Below are 19,442 nucleotides of genomic sequence, written 5' to 3' on the forward strand. Positions count from 1 at the left end.
TAATACAGTTAATCTTTAAAAACAGCATCTGCCAGTCGCTGTGTGCCCCTCAATGCTGTCATATCCAGTGTGAGCGGCTCTTTCCGCTGATGGCAGAAAGCAATCATGTTTTCCGTAGCCAGGTTGCCTACCAGCTCATCTTTAGCCATGGGGCAACCGCCGATTCCTTTAATCGCGCTGTCAAACCGTTTGCAGCCCTGCTCATAGGCGGCCAGCACCTTATCTTCCCAGTTATGCGGCGCTGCGTGAAAATGTGCGCCGAACTCCACATCCGGGTACGCGGGGATGAGGTGTTTGAACAGGCCGGTAATAGTAGCGGCATCTGCAACACCTACCGTATCAGCGAGGGAAATAACGCCGATTTCCATCTTCACCATTTCTTCTACCCACTGTAATACAATTTCCGGGCTGTAAGGGTCTCCGTAAGGATTACCAAAGCCCATAGAAATATAGATTACCAGTTCTTTCCTGTTCTTAATGCACAGTTCCTGCATGGAATGTACCTGTTCCAGGGATTCGGCAATTGTTTTATTGGTATTTCTTAACTGGAAAGTTTCTGATATGGAGAAGGGAAAACCCAGGTAATTAATTTCATCAAATACCACCGCTTCTTCTGCTCCCCGCAGGTTAGCCACAATGGCCAGCAGCTTACTTTTGGAGCCAGACAGCTGCAGCCGGGGGATCACGTCTTTGGTGTCTGCCATCTGTGGGATGGCTTTGGGAGATACAAAGCTGCCAAAATCGATCGTATCAAAGCCTACTTTTAACAGGGAATTCAGATACTGCACTTTTTCATCCGTACTGATCATTCTGTGCCAACCCTGCATGGCATCACGAGGGCATTCAACTAGTTTTAGCATAGTAAACCATTTTCTTTGCGGGTTCCCGCGGGTCCGCTTAAATATTTACCGTTCTTTGTTTCAGCGCTTCATATAAAATGATGCCGGCCGCCACAGATACGTTGAAGGATTCGAAGTTGCCAGCCATCGGAATACGGAATAACACATCAGAAGCCTTTATCAGCGCGGGGTACACGCCTTTGTCTTCCGAACCCATGATCACCGCCACCGGCTCCCGGAGGTCGCAATCGTACAATTTTATTTCTGTTTCCATTTCACTCGCCATTACCTTGATACCGTTGAGATGCAGGGTATCAATGGCTTTGTTCAAGCTGTTGACCCGGCAAACCGCGATACTTTCCAATGCACCGGCAGACGATTTCACGGCCTCTTCATTCAGTGCGGCAATGCCTTTATCAGGAATAATGATGGCTTGTGCGCCGCAACACACGGCACTGCGGGCAATTGCGCCTATATTACGTACATCTGTAATACCATCCAGTATGAGGAACAGCGGGGTTTCGCCCTTTTCCGTAACATGCGAAATCACATCCTGCAGATCCAGGTAGGTTACGTTGCCGGCAATGGCTACCACTCCCTGGTGATTGGCCTGGGTAAGCCCATTAAGCTTCTCCACCGGAACATAGTTGATGGGGATATTGTTGGTTTGGGCCAGCTCCCTTATTTGCGGAATGATGTCGCCGGTAGCAGTGCGCAGCATGAAGATGCGCTCAATCGACTTCCCGGTGCTCAGGGCTTCCAATAACGGCTGACGGCCAATAATCATGGTAGATTGCTTTGGCCGCTGCGTTGCATATTTTTTCGGGCCTCGTTGCCCGTCTCTTCTTTCACCTTTGAAAGCGTTAAATTTCCTTTCCATTTGCTGCAAAGGTAACGGGTTTATTTGTTTAATAAGCCTTCATAGCCCATTAGCTTTACTTTTTGTATGGCCGCTACCGATAAGGAATCCGTGATCTCAAAGTCATTTACCATCCGGTAGGCTTCTTCAAAAGGCACTTTTTTAACGATCAGCTGCTCGGTTTCTTCGGGTTCAGCCTCCCGTTGCTCCAGTCCCCTCGCCAGGAACACCACGCCTTCTTCATCAGAAACAGAATTGGACAGCGCCATGCGCGTAATCACTTCCCAATGAGATGCCACCAGGCCGGTTTCTTCCAGTAATTCCCTTTTGGCGGTATCCAGCGCAGTTTCTTTTCCCAGCGGAGCGCCGCCCTCAGGGATTTCCCAGCAAAACTGCTTTAACGGGAAACGGTATTGCCCTACGAGGTAAATATTCATATCATCGTCCAGCGCCACTACTCCCACCGCGAGGTTCTTAAAATGTACCACGCCGTAAATACCGGCGCTACCGGCAGGATTTAATCCCTCGTGATGCCATATACTGATCCAGTTATTGTCATATCGCATTTCCCGGGAGTGAATGGTCCAGGGATTCTTTGTTGTGTCCATCGTATTTTACGAAGCAGCGCGGGAAGTTTCCTTCGCGCCCTGTTTTTTAAAGTGACTTATAATAGTAGTAGGAGTTCGTATCTTTTATGAACCCTTCTTTTTCGTAGAGTTTCTGTGCCCCGGTGTTGGCAATGTAGGTTTGCAACATCAGCCAGGCAGCATGGGTAGACTTACCATATTCCGCGGCTTTATCCAGCAGGGCTTTGCCGGCGCCCATACCGCGGTGTTCTTCCAATACATACAGGTCGTTCAGCAACCAGCCTCTTTTCATTCCCAGGGAAGTGAAGATGGGATAGAGTTGTGTGAAACCAATAATTTCGGCATTCAGCATCACCACAAATATTACACTGTCTTTTTTCGCAATCCTTTCTGTAATAAAACCCAGTGCCCCTTTAAAATCGGGCGCCTGATCATAGTAGCCGCGGTAGGCATCAAACAATACCGCCACCTCATTCGTATGTAACTCCGTTGCCTGAATAACGTCCATAAGATAACAGATTTAAGAATCCATCTCAATTTAATTCATTTCCATAACAAAAGAAAAGATGCCCGTCCGGTAAACACCGGGGTGAGCATCTGTCTATTAACTTCTACCTTAAAAAATTATAGCTATTACTATTTTGCAGCCGCTGCAAGGCTTTTCTTACTTTTATTCACCGCACTGTTCACCAGGTACACACCACCGATGGTGACCAGTGAACATACACCGGTTAACCAGGTGAGATTCTCGTGCAGGATGAGCCATCCCAGCAATACCGCCACCACCGGGTTGATGTAAGCATAAATGGATACCTGCGCAGGCGGAAGATTGTTCAACGCAAACACATAAGCGGAATATGAAAACACGGAACCTACCAGCACCAGGTACAACAGGCTTTCCCATAATTCAGTGGTAAAACTCTGCACTTCCACATGCTGTCCCAGGAATAAAGTAGCTACCAGCAACATGATGATGCCGCTGAAAAACATCTGGAACCCTGCGCCATACAGGTAATTCACACCCAGCGACCACTTGGCCGTGAGTACAGAACCCAGTGCCCAGAATATACAGGAGATAAAACCGATGATGATTCCAAACTGGAAATCCGGGTTCATGAGGCTTGATAAATAATTATAAAAGATACCTGCCACGCCGCCAAAGCCCAGGATCATACCAATGATCAGCTGTAAACTAAGCCGGGTACGTTGTACCAGGAAATAGCTGGTGATGGTGATCCAGATGGGAATGGTAGCTGCAATGATCGCTCCCAGTCCGCTGGGAATATATCTCAGCGCCCAGGTAAGCAAACCGTTACCACCACATAGCATGAGTGTACCAATGACAAATAATTTCGACAACACTATCTTCCCCGGTAATTTATATCCCTTCAGTAAAAAAAATCCGGTGATCAGAAATCCGGCTGTTGCCTGCCTTATGCCTGCCAGCATCACTCCGTGCATGTGTCTTACGCCCACACTGGATGCCAGGTAAGTGGTTCCCCAAAAAATACTTACAATGGCAAGCGCGATGTAAGCATTTGTATTTGATTTACGCATAAGTATATTTATTCACTATTTTTTCTGCCAGTACCTTCATGGTATCGTAGGCCAACAAAACATCTTTCCCGCTGGTGCGCCAGTTCACCAATGCCGCGCGGATGGCCGGCCGGCCGGCATAAGTGGTAGCAGTCATACATACCACGCCGCTGTCGTTCAGTGCATCCAGGTATTCCTGCACGGCTTCTGCCGCTGCTTCCGGCGCCACTTCCAGGGTGAAGCAAACCACGCAGAGCCTTACCGGTGATAACACCACAAAATTCGGATCTGTGTCCAGCAGGCTGCCCAGTTGTTTGGCCAGTGAAATATTATTTTCAACGAGCCAGCGATATCCTTCTTTGCCGTATGCCATCAAAGAAAACCATGCCGGCAAAGCGCGTTGGCGGCGCGAGTTTTCGGGTATATAATTTATGAAATTAAATTGCGTTGCCGGGTCGCCCAGGTATGCAGCGCCTGCATTCTGGAATACGGCCGATTGTAACTCCGGGTGCCTGCAAAAGATCATCGCGGCATCATAAGGTACATTCAGCCATTTATGTGCATCGATGGTGATACTATCGGCCTGTTCCCATCCATTCAGCAGGTGTTTCCACTGATCGCTGCAGGCGGCGAATCCGCCGAAAGCGGCATCTACATGCAGCCAGAAACCATATTCCTTTTTCAGTTGTACCAATGCGGCGATGTCATCAAAATCAACGGTGTTCACGGTGCCGGCATTGGCCACATAAATAATGGGCGTTCCTTTGTTCGCTTCGAGGTATTCTTTCAACGCGGCGATGTCTACACTTTCACGACCGGGCAATACCGGAACACGAACCAGGTTATTGCGGCCTATTCCCATCATTGAAATGGCTTTGCCGATGCTGGAATGCGGCACGGCAGATACTACTTTCAGTCCTGGCAGTGCGGCAACACCATCCGCTGCAATGTCCACCCCATGCTGCAATCCCACCCATTGCCGGCCGGTAGCCAGGCCGGTGAAGTTGGACATGGTTGCGCCGGAAACAAAGCATCCTAAAAATGCTTCCGGCAGTCCGAATAATTCTTTCAGTAAAGCAATGGTTTCCGTTTCAACATAATATGCGGCTGAACTTTTATCAGAAGAATTGAGGTCCATTGCAGAAGCGAGCCAGTCGCCCATCAGGGCGGCAGGCGTAACGCCGCCGGTTACAAAGCCCCAGTAGCGCGGACCTGCAGCGGCGGTAATGCTGTTGCCATATTGTTGCCGGAAAGCTTCCAATGTTGCAGCACCTCCTATTCCTGTACCGGGAATGGATACACGGCTATTGATCTGCACTTTTTTATCGGCGGCCAGTTTATCTATTGCCGATAAAAACCTGCTGCTGAAATCTTTGGTTAACTGTAATAACTGATCTGTATGTTTCAGGTCTTCCTGCAATTTCAATTCCATGATTACTCGTTGTTGATGAGAATTTTCGGGTGGTAATGCAGGAACAAAATTGAGATAATTTATTGTCTGAAAACAGATTCAGTTTTTGAAATATTGACCAGATCAGATTTTCAGAACAAACCGGTAAATAAATCTGTGCGTTCATGTTCCAGGAGCCAGCGTTTACGCCAGAGGCCACCGGCATAGCCGGTGAGCGTGCCATTGCTGCCAATTACGCGGTGACAGGGCACAATGATGGCCAGTTTATTTTTACCATTGGTAGTGCCTACTGCGCGGATGCTTTTGGGATTATGGATCCGGCGGGCGAGTTGCTGGTAAGAAATGGTTTGTCCGAATGGAATAACAGTTAGTTGTTGCCACACCGTTTGTTGAAACTCCGTTCCTTCCTGGGAAATGGGCAGGTCAAAAGTTTTGCGGTCGCCCGCAAAATATTCATACAGCTGCTGCGCGCAATCCAGCAGTAGTGCAGGCGCCTGGGGGAAATCCACTGCGGGTTTATCTGTAAAAGAAACAGCGTTTATAAAATGTGCTGTACCACTGATCAGCAGCGGTCCAACGGGGGTGTCTATACGTAGATGATACAATCCGTCTTCCATAAATTTAATCTATTGGGGTAATAGTGACCTCCACAAATAAAAAGTGGCGTATGCTGCATGCTCCTTCCACGGCTTTGTATACTCCTGCAATGCTGGCATAGAAGGCTTCGCTTCCAAATTTAATCTATTTTTTATTGCATTCTGCAAACCAACATCTTCCAGTAAAACGGATTGCGGAAAACGGCGGTACTTCATCAGTGCATAGTTGGCCGACCAGTTACCAATTCCTTTCATGGCAACCAGGCTTTCACGCGCGGCTTCATAGCTCATGGTATCCAGCGTAGCCTCGCTGAGCGCACCACTGGCCATTTGCCGGGCGGTTTCCACGAGGTACAATGCTTTACTGCGGGAAAACTGCATCGGTGTAAGCTGATCCGGTGTTAACGCGGCTATCACCTTTGGATGGGGGTATAAATAAAAATCGGTGTTGTCTACTACCACATGGTAGCCAAACTGCCGGATAAACCGCTGCCGCAGTGTATAGGCGAAGGCAAGGTTTATTTGCTGGCCTATCACGGGCCAGGTGATGGCCTCAAAAAGATCGGGCATACCTATCAGGCGAAGACCGTTGTATTTTTCTGCCAGCCCTTTTAAGAGCGGGTCTGTTTGCGTATACTGATAGAATGGTTGCAGATTGGCGTCCAGGTGCCACCAATGCGTGATATACCTGATAATGGGCGCTTCTGCCACCGCCTCCCCGGCGGGCGCCAGGACGGTTACTTCCAGGAAGTTGTTTTTTGCGCCGGGCGCAATTTCCACTACCACCGGTTCACCTTCCGACAACAGCATACGCCGCACTTTTCCATGGTGTATATAATGCAAACATTCTTTATCCGATCTCCCGAGGAAACGCAGGCATTCTTCAAAGGAGAAATGCGCCGGGTCGTTGATGGGGATCTTTATTTTCTGCAAAGCCATGTTGCGAAAATACGGAAAGCGGGGATTTTTGATTTACGGTTTCTTGCGGATTTGCCCGGTTAAGCAAACATCCATTGGTATACCAGCGCTCCCGGTAACATGCCGGTAATACCGCCGATAATACTGGCCACGGCGTCCATTACATCGTAATGTCCTTTGCCGGTGATTAATGAAAACAACTCAAAGCCATAGCTGATAACGATGACCACCGCCAGGGCCACAAGGGCCGCCAGTAATGGCCGGCCGGGAAACGTTAATGCTGAAACCACTTCGAGTACCGCCCCCATGAGGATGCCTGCGAAAAAATGCTTCCATTTATCAGGCGCTATCTTATTAAACATATCCGATATAAATTACCTGCGGGGAAGATAATATATATTCCGGAAGGCGTCTCCAACTAATCATTCAGCCGGAGACACCCTTATGATATTATCCCTGCGGCAATGTTCTTGATGTAATCGCAATGCGGTTCCACGAATTAATGGCAACAATGGCCATTGTGATAACAGCAATTTCCTGTTGCGTAAAAACGGCCTGTGCGGCTTTGTACACCTCATCCGGCACGCGGGTAGCGCTTACCAGCGTAACGGCTTCTGTAAGTGCGAGGGCCGCACGCTCTTTGTCGGTATAATAAGGCGCCTCTTCCCAGGCCGGCAGTCCGTAGATGCGTTGCTCCGTTTCTCCCATCTGGCGGGCTTCTTTGGTGTGCATATTCAGGCAGAACGCGCAGCCATTGATCTGTGAGGCGCGGATCTTTATAAGTTCTGTGAGGGTTTTATCAAGGCCGCATTCGTTAACAAAATCCTGCAATCCCATCATGGCTTTATATGCGCCGGGCAGGAGTTTGTAGATGTCCATTCTTGCTTCCATAATTATATTTTTTTAAGATGATTAGTAGAAAAACTGTTCACTGATAATTTTACCGTCGCGTACTTTATAGATGCAAAGTTCATTTCTCGTCCGGCGGCCGATGCCGTTGACTGTTACATCCATCAGCAACTGCACCGCGAAATAATCGTCGGCCACAACGGGCTCGGAGATCTCCAGCAGGTGTCTTTCCGAGATGCTGTCGAGGAATGCCTGCTCCTTTGCCATGATGGCTGTTAACCCGGTAGTGGTGCGGCCGTCCGGCTCCAGGTTTACCGCATCTTCATGGAACAGCGTGGCCTGTGCCTCCGGAAATTTCCACGCTCTGCAAAGTTGTACCAGCGTTTGTGCAATTCGTTTAACAGCAGTCATGATTGTGGGTTTAGGATTACAAAATAACGGCAAAAAACGCCACCAAAACAGATACAGAATTATCGATATTAAACCATAACAGATTAACTTTGGGAAGATGAAAAAGAATAATGGGTTTATTTATCTTCAGCTGGCGGAGAAGATCCAGCATATGATCAGTGAGGGCGTGTATGCGGTGGGCGACAAGCTGCCCTCTGTACGATCCCTGCACCAGGAGCACGGCATCAGCATCAGCACGGCCCTGCAGGTATACACCCACCTGGAAAAAAAAGGCTGGGTGGCCTCCCGGGAAAAATCAGGATACTTTGTACACTATTCAAAAAAATTACGCCCCGATCTGCCGCCGGTAACAAACCCTTTGCCTACTCCACTGAAAGTACAGATCAATGAAAAGCTGGCCATGTTCCGGAAAACCAGCGGATCACATAAAACCATTTCACTGATAGGCGCATCGCCGGATGTGGCACTGCTACCGGATGTGAAGCTGAAGAAAGCGCTGCACCTGGTGGCGCGTGAACTGGATACTTCGTATATCCCTTACGGTGATATTTACGGCCACGAACCTTTCCGGAAACACATTGCCAGGCATTGTCTTAACTGGGGCCGGGCGGTATCGCCGCAGGATATTATTGTTACCCACGGCGCTATTGAAGCTGCAGGTCTTTGCCTCCGCGCGGTAGCCAAAGCCGGCGATACCATTGCCATTGAGTCACCTACTTTTTTTGGGCTGCTGATGGCCATTGAAAGCCTGGGCATGAAAGCGCTGGAAATCCCCACCGATCCGGTAACCGGCGTGAGCCTGGATAAACTGGAAGACGCTTTTAAGCAAAAGAAAGTACAGGCTTGTCTTTTTGTAAGTAACTACAACAACCCGATGGGCTGTTGCATCCCCGACAACAGCAAGGAACAACTGGCGAAGCTGCTGAAAAAATACGAGGTGCCGCTGATAGAAGATGACGTATACGGCGATCTGCATTTCGCACCGGAAAGACCCAGAACGGTGAAATCATATGACGAAGAAGGCCTGGTACTTTACTGTTCGTCCTTCTCAAAGTCCATTGCCGCGGGGCTGCGCACGGGTTGGGTGATTGGCGGCCGTTACAAGGAAAAAATTGCACAGTTGAAATTTATGGCCTCCGGCGCCACCGGGATGTTGCCGCAATTAGTATTGAGCAAATTCCTCGATCAGCAGCGGCTGGACCTGCACCTGAAATCGCTGCGGCAATCGCTGAGTATGCAAACCATGCAGATCACGAAAGCGATACAGGAGTATTTCCCGGAAGATACACAACTGACGCGCCCCAGCGGAGGCATCAGTTTATGGGTAGTACTTTCACCCAGAATAAACACCTGGAAGCTACATGAAGAAGCCGTGGAGCAAGGGATCACGTTTACGCCCGGCGCACTGTTCTCCAGCCAGGACCGCTACCAGAACTGCATCCGGCTTACCAATGCCAACCCCTGGAGCGACGACCAGGACTGGGCCATTCAAACGCTGGGGCGGTTAATAACGAAGCAGGATCGCCTTCGGCGATTTTAAATTGTCTTGGAGCAGGATTAGGCTGATTATGTTGATTACACTGATTTGATTACGTTTTGATTTTAATAATTTGAAAATATAGAAGTAAAAAAATCTGCTTCCATCTCCACTTTATCTATTTAAAATCAAAAAATCAAAACACAATCAAATCAGTGTAATCAACATAATCAGCCTAATCCTGCTCCAAGACAATTTAAAATCGCCGAAGGTGATCCCTCCCAAATAAAAACCATAAACAGATGCTATTTTTGTATTTTTGACCAGATCAGATTAGCAACGCCATGATAAAAACCGCCGATCACCTGTACCTGCAGGTAGCTGATAATATTGAACAGCTGATAGAAAAAGACGTGATGAAAATCGGGGAGAAACTGCCGTCTGTGCGCATGCTCAGCAAGCAACAGGGGATCAGTTTAACCACTGCCTTCCAGGCGTATTATCACCTGGAATCAAAAGGTCTGATTGAATCCAGGCCCAAATCCGGTTATTACATCCGCTTTAATTCCAGGCGTATGCCTGCCATGCCGGGTACCTGTGCGCCGGTGAAAAAAGCCAGTGAAGCCACGGTGAGCGATATGGTGATGGAAGTGTTCAGTCATATGAGGAACCCGAATATCCTGAACTTCTCTGTGGCTACGCCTCCGCCTGGACTGATGCCTGCCGCTAAAATGGCGAAGGCCGTGGTGCATGCGCTGCGTGACCTGCCCAACAACGGCATAGGCTATGAGGAGCTACAGGGCAACAAGCTGCTGCGCGGACAAATAGCCCGCATGTCGCTTGCCTGGGGCGGCGCCTATACAGAAGATGATATTATTACTACGAGTGGTTGCATGGATGCGCTGACGCTGTGCCTGTCGGCGGTAACGCGCCCCGGCGACACCATTGCCATTGAAAGCCCTGCATATTACGGCTCTATGCAGCTGGCGGAAAGTCTTGGTTTAAAAGTGCTGGAAGTGCCTACCCATCCGGTTTCCGGCATTGATCTCGATTACCTCGACAAAGCCATTCCGCGTCATAAAATCAAAGCCTGTTTATTTGTTACCAACTACAACAACCCGTTGGGTTCCTGTATGCCGGATAAAAATAAAAAGGCGCTGGTAGACATGATGGTGAAGTATGACATAGCGTTGATAGAAGATGATATTTACGGTGATCTGTATTTTACGAAACAACGTCCTGCCAATTGCAAAACGTTTGATAAATACGGTCATGTGTTGTTGTGTAATTCCTTTTCCAAATCACTGGCGCCCGGCTACCGCGTTGGCTGGACGTTACCGGGAAAATATAAGGAAAAGGTGCTGCTGATGAAACAGAACCACTCTATTGCCTGTGCATCGTTGCCGCAGGCGGCGGTAGGGCATTTCCTGGAAATAGGCCGGTACGAATTTCACCTGCGCAATTTGCGGAAGGTGCTGCACACCCAGAGTTTACGGTATTCACAGGCCATCAGCGAATATTTCCCGGAGAGCACCAGGATATCACGGCCGCAGGGAGGTTGTGTGCTTTGGGTGGAACTCGACGAATCCATCAATACATTTGAACTGTTCCAGCAGGCGCTGAAACATAAGATCAGCTTCTGTCCCGGCAGGATCTTTTCTTTACAGAATAAATACAACAACTGTTTACGTATCAGTTTTGGTCCGGTATGGAGCAAGCAGGTGGATGACGGGTTGAAAACGCTGGGGAAACTGATCCGGAAGATGGGCTAAAAAAGCGAAGACCGGAATAAGATTATTCCGGCCGCTGTTAAACCTACAACTTAAAATTTTTAAAGTTGCTGCCAGATACCCGTATAGCAAGCGGCATCCGGCAGGCAACCAATGGGGTTTGCAAACATCCTAAACAACCGTTAACTGTAAATCAACAAAGAATTTCTTTTAAAGTCCCTGCTGCCGGTGCAGCATTTGCACAATGCTGCACACTGCAACGCCAGGATCATTTATTAAGCGATCAACGGGTGCACCATAAGGCCGCCGTCTACATTATATTCTGCACCTGTAATAAACGAAGCATCATCGGATGCCAGGAAAGTGACCAGGCTGGCAATATCTTCCGGTTGCCCTAACCTGCCCAGCGGCGTGATATTGCTCAGGTGTGTTCTGGCTTCATCCGGTAGTCCTGCTTTCTCCAGTAGTGGCGTGCTGATAATACCGGGGTTCACTATGTTTACCCGTATTTTCCTTTCCGCCAGTTCCCTCGATAATGTTCTGCCCAATGAATTCAGTGCTGCTTTACTGGCAGACAGTACTGTGGCATTGGGTGTTCCTGAATATGCGTTCAGGGCCGACAGCAGCGTGATAGAGCCGCCATCGCTGATGAGGGGAAGTAATTGCTGGATGGTGAAATAAGCACCTTTGAAGTTAATGTTCATTAATTCATCGTATTGTGCCTCTGTTACCGTTTCAAACGGCGCTAATTTCGCCACGCCAGCATTTACAAATAAGGAATCTATTTTCCCGAAACGGCCCTGCAGGTATTCATACAGGCGCCGTATATCATTCATGTCTGACTGATCTGCTTTAAAACCTTCTGCAGGGTGGCCCAGTGCGTGTACGGCCTTTTGTACCGCACCAGGCTGACGACCTGTTATCAAAACCTTTGCTCCTTTTGCTAAAAATACCTTTGCTGTTGTGTATCCAATTCCACTGTTACCGCCTGTGATAACAACTATTTTGTCTTTCAGAGATGACATGAATGATGTTTGTTTGAGATTAACCGATTAATGGATGAACACTGATACCTCCGTCGATATTGTACTCTGCGCCTGTGATAAAGGATGCGTCGTCTGATGCGAGGAAGGAAACCAGTTTGGCAATTTCTTCCGGTTGTCCTATTCTGCCTATCGGTAATGATTTGGCCATTTGTTCTTCACTGATCGCTTCTTTTGGAATACCTGATTTTTCAAAGATAGGCGTAGCCACGGGGCCGGGGTTTACAATATTTACCCGGATCTTCCTGGAAGCCAGTTCTCTTGATAAGGTGCGTCCCAATGAGTTTAAACCTGCCTTGCTGGCGCTGTACACGGATGCTCCCGGCATACCGGAGTAAGCATTTACGGAAGACAATAAAATGATGGTACCACCGTCGTTGATCAACGGCAGCAGATGCTGCACGGTGAAGAAGGCGCCCTTCAGGTTAATGTCCATGATCATGTCAAAAGACGTTTCCGTTATATCGGCAAATGATGCAAACGCTGCTACTCCCGCATTCACAAACAGGACATCTATTTTACCATAACGGTCACGCACATACTCCGCCAGTTTCTGTGAGTCATTGATTTTACCCTGGTCTGCGATAAAACTATCTATCTCTCCTCCTAACGCTGCCACAGCCTGCTGTACGGCTTCCGGCTTGCGTCCTGTAATCAATACCTTTGCTCCTTTCGCCAAAAAATCTGCTGCTGTTGCATATCCTATACCGCTGTTACCGCCCGTGATGACAGCTGTTTTATTCTGTAACTGGTCCATTCTATTGATTTATTTAAGTTTATCGATATATCATGTCTAAAAAAAAGAGAAAACATTTCTCTATCAATCCATTAATTTAAAAGTATCAATATATATAAGTATAAAAAAAGCTGTTGGTTACCCGCCCGGTAGCACCTCAGCCCCTTTTTGTACCTAACTTAATTGTAAAAAGAACATAGACAACTGTTTCATCATTTCCTTATTGAGCGTCAGCTCCAGAGATCTCCCATTTTTCACAGAATGCAGTACGCCACTATCTACCAGGATCTTTACGTGATGCGACACCGTAGGTTGCGACAAACACGTAAACCCGCACACATCACCACAAATCAGCTTTCCCTTCTTAACAACCTCCATTATAATAGATAATCGATGTTTGTCGGCGATGGCATTTGCTGCTTTTTCTATAACTGCTAAATCCATAAAGCAAAAGTAAGACTATTTTTGAAATATCGAAATATTTCGATGAATATTTTTTTCAGCCCCCTCTTTTTTGGCCTGAACCTGTTCCTTCCGGTAAGCGGCCGGGGTAAGGCCATAATACTTTTTAAAGAGCCGGCTCATATGGCTTTCGTCTGTAAACCCCAGCTCATCAGCGATTTCCGAAATGGTGAGGTCGCTGTAGCTCACCCTGAGCTGCACCAGGTTGAGTTTGTGATGAATAATGAATTGCTGCAGGCTCTCGTTCGTTTGCTTCTTGAAAAACTCCCCGATATAGTGCGGGGAAAGATTGAATTGTTTCGCCAGGTGCTCCTGCTTCAGCATATCGGGGCAATAAATATATTGCCGGATATACCCGATCATCCGGCTGATCAACGGAGCGGCCTTGTCTGTTCCATCTACATTTATATCCTCCGCTACATTCCGCGCTACTATATTCAACAGCAAACTTACATAGTGCTGCAGGTTTTGCTGGTAATAGGGCGGCTTCTTCTCATATTCATCCATCATATTGCAGATGAGCGCCATGATCATGTCACAATCGTTCTCCTGGCTGATCAATAACTGCTCCTGCCGGTTGTGGTAAAAGAACAGGTACTCCAGTTGCCGGAGCCACTCGCCCAGCCTCGCCTTTTCGGGCGCAGAATGAGACATGCCCACAAACATTTCAGAAAAACGGATCGATACAAACTTTGTAGGCGTTTCTTCTTCAAACCCGCGGCAGTCGCGCGGCGTAAATAAAAACAAGCTGCCTTTATGATAAGGGAACCGGTTATTATTTACCGTCCGGAACCCGCTGCCTTCGCGGATATGGATGATCTCAAAAAAGAAATACACCTTCGGCTGCGGATCCCAATCCGACATATCTGCCTGTAACAACTCAAACGGCGTATATAAATTTCTTTCTCCCATAACCTGTAAAATTACAATAATCACCCCGGATTCTACCTGTTCCATGTCTGCACACCTGTCTAATTTTGTGTTATAAAAAAGATGAAAATGAAATTACTGGAACCGGTTGCCTCAAACACATTCACATTAAACAACAGGATCGTGATGGCGCCCATGAGCAGAAGAAGAGCTACCAACGGCGTACCCGATGATATGGTAGCCACGTATTACAGTCAGCGTGCAGGCGCAGGATTGATCATAGCAGAAAGCACCGCCATAAGCCCTAATGGCGTAGGCTACTACCGCCTGCCTGGCATTTACAACAACGAACAAATAGCCGCATGGAAAAAAGTAACAGATGCGGTTCATGAAAAAGGCGGTACCATATTTATCCAGCTTTTACATAGCGGAAGAATTGGCCATCCGCTGAACCTCCCCGGTGGCGGGCCTTTGCTTGCGCCATCAGCAATAGCAGCCAGTGGCATCATCACTACGGTACAAGGCCCTATGCCCATGCCCGTACCTGAAGCAATGAGCACCACCGCAGTAGAAGAAATGATCGGGCTACATCTCAAAGCAGCAGAAAACGCCATTGCCGCCGGTTTCGACGGCATAGAAGTACATGCTGCACATGGTTATCTTATTGAACAATTTATGCATCCGCATACCAACAGGCGTACGGATAAATATGGCGGCAGTATTGAAAACAGGACTCGCTTTTTACTGGAGATCGTACAAGGCACCATTGATATTGCCGGAGCGCACAGGGTAGGCATCCGCTTCTCTCCTTTTGCAGCACACAATAGCTTGCCATTATACGATGAAGAAACAGCTACTCACCTGTACCTGATCCCGAAACTAAACCAGATGGATATACGCTATATTCATCTCTCTGATCAATCTACCAACGGCAGTTTACCCATCCCTTCAAATTACATTGGTTTATTACGGCAGCAGTTTAAAAACTGGCTCATCCTGGCAGGTGGTTTTACAGCGGACAGTGCAGAAAAAACACTGCAACGAAATGAAGCAGATCTTATTGCATTCGGACGGCCTTTTATCTCTAATCCTGATCTGCCAGAGCGTTTCAGACATCAGCATCCACTGGCGCCGGGCGATAAAAGCACCTTCTATCAAGGTGGCGCAGCAGGGCTGATAGATTATCCATGTATGAACATATTGCAATAGTTGCACGGGGTATATTTTATATTATCTTTATGCCATTACGCTGTTGTAAAGTGTAACGAATATGCCAAACAACTATTGCTATGAAAACCATGAAAAAGCACCTTATCTTACCTTTAGCGCTCATTACTTTCTATGCATGCCAGGAAAGAAAAATTCCGGAGGAAAAAATTCCGACAGATGCAGCTCCACCCGTGCAGGCTGTAGCCGAAAGCGCCAGCCAGATTACACGTCCTTGCGCAATACTTCATACGCCCGACAGTATTCAACTGGAACATCTGAAAAAAGATAACGGGGAAGAAGCATTTTATACCATCAATGAAGATTACCAGAACTACATGACAGATGCCCGCGCTTTCCTGGAGGAAAAGGGTGTAAAGATTATTGAACCTGCCGGTGGCAACATCAGTTTTCATTCGGCCAAAGGAAGTGCCGCTACGCTCAATTTAAGTGATGTTAAATACAATTGGGAGATGTGGTTATTTGATGGGGACAAACTCCACAAAGTAGATATCATGGATATTGAAAAGGAGTATAAGAAATACATGAAATAATTTTCAGCAGGCAGTTTCAAAAATGAAACTGCCTGTTTCTTTATTTGCTCCAGTAGTCGTATGCTGCTTTCGCAATTTTAGCAATGGTTCCCTCCCGCTCTTCCTCGCTTGCTTTTGCATCAGACACAAATACCGTAATAGCCAGGTGATGTCCGTTTGGCAAAGTAATAATACCAACGTCATTGGTGGCACGGGTTAACCCGTCTGTGGTCCACGAGGTACCTGTTTTATGCGCTACCACTGTGCCGGCCGGCAGCAATCCTTTTAATCTTTTTGCACCGGGTCTTGAAGTCACCATCAGGTGCATCAGGTAATTTTTGCTGCTGTCGGACAACACCGGTTCCTGGTAAAATATTTTCAGCAGCTGTGTCATGGCCATTGGGGTAGACCAGTTCTTATACTGGATCATTTCGCTGGGCACCTGCACTTTTTCCGTGGTGGAAATGGCCAGCTGTTTCACGCCCAGGCTGTGTACATAGGCATTTGCTTTGGCGGTGCCGCCCAGTAAGCGCAGCAGCACATCACAGGCGCTGCCATCGCTGGCGCGGATATTATAATCGATCAGTTCTCCCAGCGGCATATCAAAATTCCCTTCCGGATGCTGGTCCCTTATTGGGCTTACGCCTCTCGGTCCTATCAGGTCGTCTTTTGTTACGTGTATGGGTTGATCCAGCCGGAATTTGTGCTGGTCCACCTGGTGGAGCATGGCCATGGCAATCGGGAATTTATATACGCTCTGCATCGGGAAGTGCTGGTCGCGGTTAAAGGAAACAGTGTCCTTTGTTTCCAGGATTTCCGCATATACTCCAACTTTTCCAGATATATTTCCGGCGATACCTGCAATTTGCTGACGAAGTGTTTGCTGGCCTTTGGCCGTTGGGAGACAGGCAACAGAAACGGCCATAGTGGCTGTTATAAACATGGCAACATGCTTTCTCATATAGCTGGTTAAATCAATATAAGAAGTTAAAATAGGGCTTTCCCCGCAACCGGAACAAATTATGCATTTAGAATTTCGCCGTGTTAATATTATTTTAGGCTCCAAATAGAGCAGAAATTGAGTAAACCGATATTAGTTATAAAATTTGGAACAGCGTCGATCACCCATCAGAACGGTGACCTCGACGAAACCGTGATTGCCGGTATAGCGCGGCAGGTAGCAGAGTTACATGCCGATTATCATATTGTGCTGGTGTCGTCCGGGGCTGTGGCCGCCGGCAAACAGTTTTTACGTCATTACAACGGCACCATCAGCGAGCGCAAAGCCGCGGCAGCCGTGGGTAATCCGTTGTTATTGAATAAATACAGCCGTTATTTTGCCCCTTATAGTATTGCAGTAGCGCAGAGCCTTTGTGAACGCCAGCATTTCTCCGACAGGAACCAGTTCCTCCAGTTAAAACGTACTTACGAGGAACTGTGGGCCAGCAACATTATCCCCATTGCCAACGAAAATGACGTGGTGAGCAGCCTGGAGCTGAAATTTTCCGACAACGACGAGCTGGCCACGCTGATAGCCGTGGGCTTTGGTGCACAGCTATTGTTGTTCAGCACCTCCGTTGCCGGCGTACTGGACAGGGAGGGGCAGGTGGTGCCACAGATAGACGTTATTGACAAGGCAGCCCTGGGACTGGCAGATAAAGAGAAATCCGCTCTCGGCTTGGGCGGCATGGTATCCAAGCTCACCTTCGCCCGCCTGGCCACCAGGATGGGCATCAGGGTCGTTATTTTCGGTATCCGCACAGAGGATGGCATCCTCAATGCCATTGCAGGCAAAACAGGTACCTTGTGCCTGCCGCAGCCCTGCAGCATGCCCGCCCGCAAAAAGTGGCTGGCCAGCGGCAGCCTGGTTACCGGCAGGATCCAAATTGACGCCGGCGCACAAAAAGCCCTGGAAAAGCGTCACAGCCTCCTCGCCGTAGGCGTGCAGGCTGTACTCGAAAAATTTGAATGCGGGGAAGTCATTGAAATTGTGAACGAAGACAATATCGCCATCGCCGTAGGCAGGACGAAAATTGCTTCAGACACTCTCGACACCCAACACAAAGCACAGAACATTGAAGTGGCCCACGCCGATGACATCGTGCTGTTATAAAGAAAAACAATCATGCTAACGATACTACCATTACTGGAAAAAGCGCAACAGGCAGGCGTTTCCATACGTACCCTCGCCGATGCACAGAAACAGGCATTGCTACGCAAACTGGCATCGGTGATCCTGATCCGGTCTGAAGACATTATCACAGAAAATAAGAAGGACCTCGACCGCATGCCGGACGAAGACCCGAAAAAAGACCGGCTGCTGCTGACAGATGCGCGCATCCGCGATCTCGCCTCCAGCCTGGAAGATATTGCCGGCCTGCCCGATCCCGCCAATGTACTGGTGCTGGAAAGAACCCTCGACAACGGCCTGCTGGTACAAAAGAAAACCGTGCCCCTAGGCGTGGTAGGCGTGATCTATGAATCGAGACCCAATGTAACCGTGGATGTAGCCGCACTCTGTATCCGCTCCGGCAACGTATGCGTGCTGCGTGGCGGCACGGATGCCTTTTACACCAACACCATCCTCGTAGCACTGATCCAGGCCGTATTAACGCAGTTTGGGGTAGATGAACATGCCGTGCAGCTGCTGCCGGTTGACCGCAGCTTTGTAATGGAAATGCTTACTGCCGTAAAGTATATTGATATCATTATACCGCGTGGCTCCGAACAACTGATCGAATTTGTGCGCACCAACTCCAGGGTACCGGTCATTGAAACCGGTGCGGGAGTATGCCATACCTACGTGGAAAAAACTGCCGACCTGCAACAGGCTGCGGCCATTGTTACCAATGCGAAAGTTTCCCGCCCGTCGGTATGCAATTCGCTCGACACCGTGCTGGTGGATGAAGCCGTGGCTGCTGATTTCCTCGCACTGCTGGCGCCACAGCTGCAGCACTACGCGGTAGACGTATATGCGGACCCGTTAGCATTCGATATCCTGCAGAAAAAAAATTATCCGCATCTCTTCGCTGCGCAGCCGGAAGATTTTGGCCGGGAATTCCTTTCGCTCAAATGTTCCGTAAAAGTAGTGCCCGACACCAACGCAGCGCTGTCGCATATTCAAAAATATTCTTCCCGCCACTCGGAGGCGATTATTTCCAGCGATACCGCCATCAGTGAGCGTTTCCTCAATGAAGTAGACGCCGCAGCGGTATACGTGAACGCCTCTACGCGGTTCACCGACGGCGGCGTATTTGGTTTAGGTGCAGAAATAGGCATCTCCACGCAGAAACTGCACGCGCGGGGACCTTTTGCACTGGAAAAGCTGGTAACTGAAAAATGGTTTGTCCGTGGCAACGGCCAGGTAAGATGAGTGGAG

The 19,442-nt window shown here is 48.4% G+C and carries 22 protein-coding genes; 6 read left to right on the forward strand and 16 right to left on the reverse strand.

Going from position 1 to position 19,442, the window contains the following annotated elements; translation table 11 throughout:
* Nucleotides 1-8: 8 nt before the first annotated feature.
* The 11 genes from PV783_RS23405 to PV783_RS23455 form a co-directional block, all read right to left on the reverse strand.
* The gene (locus PV783_RS23405; protein ID WP_079473488.1) at nucleotides 9-860 is read right to left on the reverse strand and encodes a hydroxymethylglutaryl-CoA lyase; all 852 of its coding nucleotides are present in this window, start codon (nucleotides 858-860) and stop codon (nucleotides 9-11) included.
* Between the two features lie 37 nt (nucleotides 861-897).
* A complete protein-coding gene (rlmB, locus tag PV783_RS23410) occupies nucleotides 898-1,719 on the reverse strand; it encodes a 23S rRNA (guanosine(2251)-2'-O)-methyltransferase RlmB (RefSeq protein ID WP_227024617.1) in 822 nt (273 codons plus the stop codon).
* Between the two features lie 20 nt (nucleotides 1,720-1,739).
* Complete coding sequence (locus PV783_RS23415) at nucleotides 1,740-2,306, reverse strand: NUDIX domain-containing protein (RefSeq protein WP_079473487.1); 567 nt, start codon at nucleotides 2,304-2,306, stop codon at nucleotides 1,740-1,742.
* Nucleotides 2,307-2,352: 46 nt separating this feature from the next.
* Nucleotides 2,353-2,793 (reverse strand): GNAT family N-acetyltransferase, encoded by a 441-nt coding sequence (locus PV783_RS23420; protein ID WP_420989803.1) that lies wholly within the window; start codon nucleotides 2,791-2,793, stop codon nucleotides 2,353-2,355.
* A gap of 128 nt (nucleotides 2,794-2,921) precedes the next feature.
* Nucleotides 2,922-3,842, reverse strand: a complete 921-nt coding sequence (locus PV783_RS23425; protein ID WP_111579119.1) for an EamA family transporter — start codon at nucleotides 3,840-3,842, stop codon at nucleotides 2,922-2,924.
* Nucleotides 3,835-5,253, reverse strand: coding sequence for a pyridoxal phosphate-dependent decarboxylase family protein (locus PV783_RS23430; RefSeq protein WP_420989804.1), 1,419 nt, complete (start codon nucleotides 5,251-5,253; stop codon nucleotides 3,835-3,837). The genes PV783_RS23425 and PV783_RS23430 overlap by 8 nt, the downstream gene beginning before the upstream one ends.
* 110 nt (nucleotides 5,254-5,363) lie before the next feature.
* The gene (locus PV783_RS23435; RefSeq protein ID WP_111579117.1) at nucleotides 5,364-5,849 is read right to left on the reverse strand and encodes a methylated-DNA--[protein]-cysteine S-methyltransferase; all 486 of its coding nucleotides are present in this window, start codon (nucleotides 5,847-5,849) and stop codon (nucleotides 5,364-5,366) included.
* A 9-nt stretch (nucleotides 5,850-5,858) separates the two neighbouring features.
* A complete protein-coding gene (locus tag PV783_RS23440; RefSeq protein WP_420989805.1) occupies nucleotides 5,859-6,767 on the reverse strand; it encodes a DNA-3-methyladenine glycosylase family protein in 909 nt (302 codons plus the stop codon).
* A gap of 59 nt (nucleotides 6,768-6,826) precedes the next feature.
* The gene (locus tag PV783_RS23445; protein WP_420989806.1) at nucleotides 6,827-7,108 is read right to left on the reverse strand and encodes a hypothetical protein; all 282 of its coding nucleotides are present in this window, start codon (nucleotides 7,106-7,108) and stop codon (nucleotides 6,827-6,829) included.
* 88 nt (nucleotides 7,109-7,196) lie between these two features.
* Nucleotides 7,197-7,637, reverse strand: a complete 441-nt coding sequence (locus tag PV783_RS23450; protein ID WP_420989807.1) for a carboxymuconolactone decarboxylase family protein — start codon at nucleotides 7,635-7,637, stop codon at nucleotides 7,197-7,199.
* A 21-nt stretch (nucleotides 7,638-7,658) separates the two neighbouring features.
* Nucleotides 7,659-8,006: a nuclear transport factor 2 family protein gene (locus PV783_RS23455; RefSeq protein WP_111579114.1), complete on the reverse strand. Its 348-nt coding sequence runs from the start codon at nucleotides 8,004-8,006 to the stop codon at nucleotides 7,659-7,661.
* A gap of 97 nt (nucleotides 8,007-8,103) precedes the next feature.
* Between PV783_RS23455 and PV783_RS23460 the strand changes: the two genes are divergently transcribed.
* Nucleotides 8,104-9,546 (forward strand): PLP-dependent aminotransferase family protein, encoded by a 1,443-nt coding sequence (locus PV783_RS23460; protein ID WP_420989808.1) that lies wholly within the window; start codon nucleotides 8,104-8,106, stop codon nucleotides 9,544-9,546.
* Nucleotides 9,547-9,827: 281 nt separating this feature from the next.
* Complete coding sequence (locus PV783_RS23465; RefSeq protein WP_420989809.1) at nucleotides 9,828-11,255, forward strand: PLP-dependent aminotransferase family protein; 1,428 nt, start codon at nucleotides 9,828-9,830, stop codon at nucleotides 11,253-11,255.
* A gap of 233 nt (nucleotides 11,256-11,488) precedes the next feature.
* On the opposite strand, the gene PV783_RS23470 is transcribed toward PV783_RS23465, so the two are convergent.
* The 4 genes from PV783_RS23470 to PV783_RS23485 all read right to left on the reverse strand — a co-directional run bounded on the left by PV783_RS23470 (nucleotide 11,489) and on the right by PV783_RS23485 (nucleotide 14,366).
* Nucleotides 11,489-12,238, reverse strand: coding sequence for an SDR family oxidoreductase (locus PV783_RS23470; protein ID WP_420989810.1), 750 nt, complete (start codon nucleotides 12,236-12,238; stop codon nucleotides 11,489-11,491).
* Nucleotides 12,239-12,257: 19 nt separating this feature from the next.
* The gene (locus PV783_RS23475) at nucleotides 12,258-13,013 is read right to left on the reverse strand and encodes a glucose 1-dehydrogenase (protein ID WP_420989811.1); all 756 of its coding nucleotides are present in this window, start codon (nucleotides 13,011-13,013) and stop codon (nucleotides 12,258-12,260) included.
* Nucleotides 13,014-13,166: 153 nt separating this feature from the next.
* A complete protein-coding gene (locus tag PV783_RS23480) occupies nucleotides 13,167-13,436 on the reverse strand; it encodes an ArsR/SmtB family transcription factor (RefSeq protein WP_420989812.1) in 270 nt (89 codons plus the stop codon).
* Nucleotides 13,437-13,451: 15 nt separating this feature from the next.
* Complete coding sequence (locus PV783_RS23485; protein WP_420989813.1) at nucleotides 13,452-14,366, reverse strand: helix-turn-helix domain-containing protein; 915 nt, start codon at nucleotides 14,364-14,366, stop codon at nucleotides 13,452-13,454.
* A gap of 87 nt (nucleotides 14,367-14,453) precedes the next feature.
* Between PV783_RS23485 and PV783_RS23490 the strand changes: the two genes are divergently transcribed.
* Together PV783_RS23490 and PV783_RS23495 are read left to right on the forward strand one after the other, a co-directional pair.
* A complete protein-coding gene (locus tag PV783_RS23490; RefSeq protein ID WP_420989814.1) occupies nucleotides 14,454-15,533 on the forward strand; it encodes an alkene reductase in 1,080 nt (359 codons plus the stop codon).
* An 80-nt stretch (nucleotides 15,534-15,613) separates the two neighbouring features.
* Nucleotides 15,614-16,084 carry a hypothetical protein gene (locus PV783_RS23495; protein ID WP_420989815.1) on the forward strand — a complete coding sequence of 157 codons (471 nt, stop codon included), beginning with the start codon at nucleotides 15,614-15,616 and terminating at the stop codon, nucleotides 16,082-16,084.
* 40 nt (nucleotides 16,085-16,124) lie between these two features.
* On the opposite strand, the gene bla is transcribed toward PV783_RS23495, so the two are convergent.
* Nucleotides 16,125-17,024, reverse strand: a complete 900-nt coding sequence (gene bla, locus PV783_RS23500) for a class A beta-lactamase (protein WP_420989816.1) — start codon at nucleotides 17,022-17,024, stop codon at nucleotides 16,125-16,127.
* Between the two features lie 117 nt (nucleotides 17,025-17,141).
* Between bla and proB the strand changes: the two genes are divergently transcribed.
* Together proB and PV783_RS23510 are read left to right on the forward strand one after the other, a co-directional pair.
* On the forward strand, nucleotides 17,142-18,176 hold the full coding sequence (proB, locus tag PV783_RS23505) for a glutamate 5-kinase (RefSeq protein WP_079473472.1): 1,035 nt from the start codon (nucleotides 17,142-17,144) through the stop codon (nucleotides 18,174-18,176).
* Between the two features lie 12 nt (nucleotides 18,177-18,188).
* Entirely contained in the window at nucleotides 18,189-19,436 is a 1,248-nt protein-coding gene (locus tag PV783_RS23510; RefSeq protein WP_420989817.1) for a glutamate-5-semialdehyde dehydrogenase, read from the forward strand.
* Nucleotides 19,437-19,442 lie beyond the last annotated feature (6 nt).

The sequence above is a fragment of the Chitinophaga sp. CC14 genome, from assembly GCF_048957795.1.
Taxonomy (GTDB): domain Bacteria; phylum Bacteroidota; class Bacteroidia; order Chitinophagales; family Chitinophagaceae; genus Chitinophaga; species Chitinophaga ginsengisegetis.

What these genes read in the sequence shown, in the direction of transcription:
- PV783_RS23405 (WP_079473488.1), bottom strand. Translation starts at nt 860, where the DNA reads ATGCTAAAACTAGTTGAATGCCCTCGTGATGCCATGCAGGGTTGGCAC.
- rlmB (WP_227024617.1), bottom strand. Translation starts at nt 1,719, where the DNA reads ATGGAAAGGAAATTTAACGCTTTCAAAGGTGAAAGAAGAGACGGGCAA.
- PV783_RS23415 (WP_079473487.1), bottom strand. Translation starts at nt 2,306, where the DNA reads ATGGACACAACAAAGAATCCCTGGACCATTCACTCCCGGGAAATGCGA.
- PV783_RS23420 (WP_420989803.1), bottom strand. Translation starts at nt 2,793, where the DNA reads ATGGACGTTATTCAGGCAACGGAGTTACATACGAATGAGGTGGCGGTA.
- PV783_RS23425 (WP_111579119.1), bottom strand. Translation starts at nt 3,842, where the DNA reads ATGCGTAAATCAAATACAAATGCTTACATCGCGCTTGCCATTGTAAGT.
- PV783_RS23430 (WP_420989804.1), bottom strand. Translation starts at nt 5,253, where the DNA reads ATGGAATTGAAATTGCAGGAAGACCTGAAACATACAGATCAGTTATTA.
- PV783_RS23435 (WP_111579117.1), bottom strand. Translation starts at nt 5,849, where the DNA reads ATGGAAGACGGATTGTATCATCTACGTATAGACACCCCCGTTGGACCG.
- PV783_RS23440 (WP_420989805.1), bottom strand. Translation starts at nt 6,767, where the DNA reads ATGGCTTTGCAGAAAATAAAGATCCCCATCAACGACCCGGCGCATTTC.
- PV783_RS23445 (WP_420989806.1), bottom strand. Translation starts at nt 7,108, where the DNA reads ATGTTTAATAAGATAGCGCCTGATAAATGGAAGCATTTTTTCGCAGGC.
- PV783_RS23450 (WP_420989807.1), bottom strand. Translation starts at nt 7,637, where the DNA reads ATGGAAGCAAGAATGGACATCTACAAACTCCTGCCCGGCGCATATAAA.
- PV783_RS23455 (WP_111579114.1), bottom strand. Translation starts at nt 8,006, where the DNA reads ATGACTGCTGTTAAACGAATTGCACAAACGCTGGTACAACTTTGCAGA.
- PV783_RS23460 (WP_420989808.1), top strand. Translation starts at nt 8,104, where the DNA reads ATGAAAAAGAATAATGGGTTTATTTATCTTCAGCTGGCGGAGAAGATC.
- PV783_RS23465 (WP_420989809.1), top strand. Translation starts at nt 9,828, where the DNA reads ATGATAAAAACCGCCGATCACCTGTACCTGCAGGTAGCTGATAATATT.
- PV783_RS23470 (WP_420989810.1), bottom strand. Translation starts at nt 12,238, where the DNA reads ATGTCATCTCTGAAAGACAAAATAGTTGTTATCACAGGCGGTAACAGT.
- PV783_RS23475 (WP_420989811.1), bottom strand. Translation starts at nt 13,013, where the DNA reads ATGGACCAGTTACAGAATAAAACAGCTGTCATCACGGGCGGTAACAGC.
- PV783_RS23480 (WP_420989812.1), bottom strand. Translation starts at nt 13,436, where the DNA reads ATGGATTTAGCAGTTATAGAAAAAGCAGCAAATGCCATCGCCGACAAA.
- PV783_RS23485 (WP_420989813.1), bottom strand. Translation starts at nt 14,366, where the DNA reads ATGGGAGAAAGAAATTTATATACGCCGTTTGAGTTGTTACAGGCAGAT.
- PV783_RS23490 (WP_420989814.1), top strand. Translation starts at nt 14,454, where the DNA reads ATGAAATTACTGGAACCGGTTGCCTCAAACACATTCACATTAAACAAC.
- PV783_RS23495 (WP_420989815.1), top strand. Translation starts at nt 15,614, where the DNA reads ATGAAAACCATGAAAAAGCACCTTATCTTACCTTTAGCGCTCATTACT.
- bla (WP_420989816.1), bottom strand. Translation starts at nt 17,024, where the DNA reads ATGAGAAAGCATGTTGCCATGTTTATAACAGCCACTATGGCCGTTTCT.
- PV783_RS23510 (WP_420989817.1), top strand. Translation starts at nt 18,189, where the DNA reads ATGCTAACGATACTACCATTACTGGAAAAAGCGCAACAGGCAGGCGTT.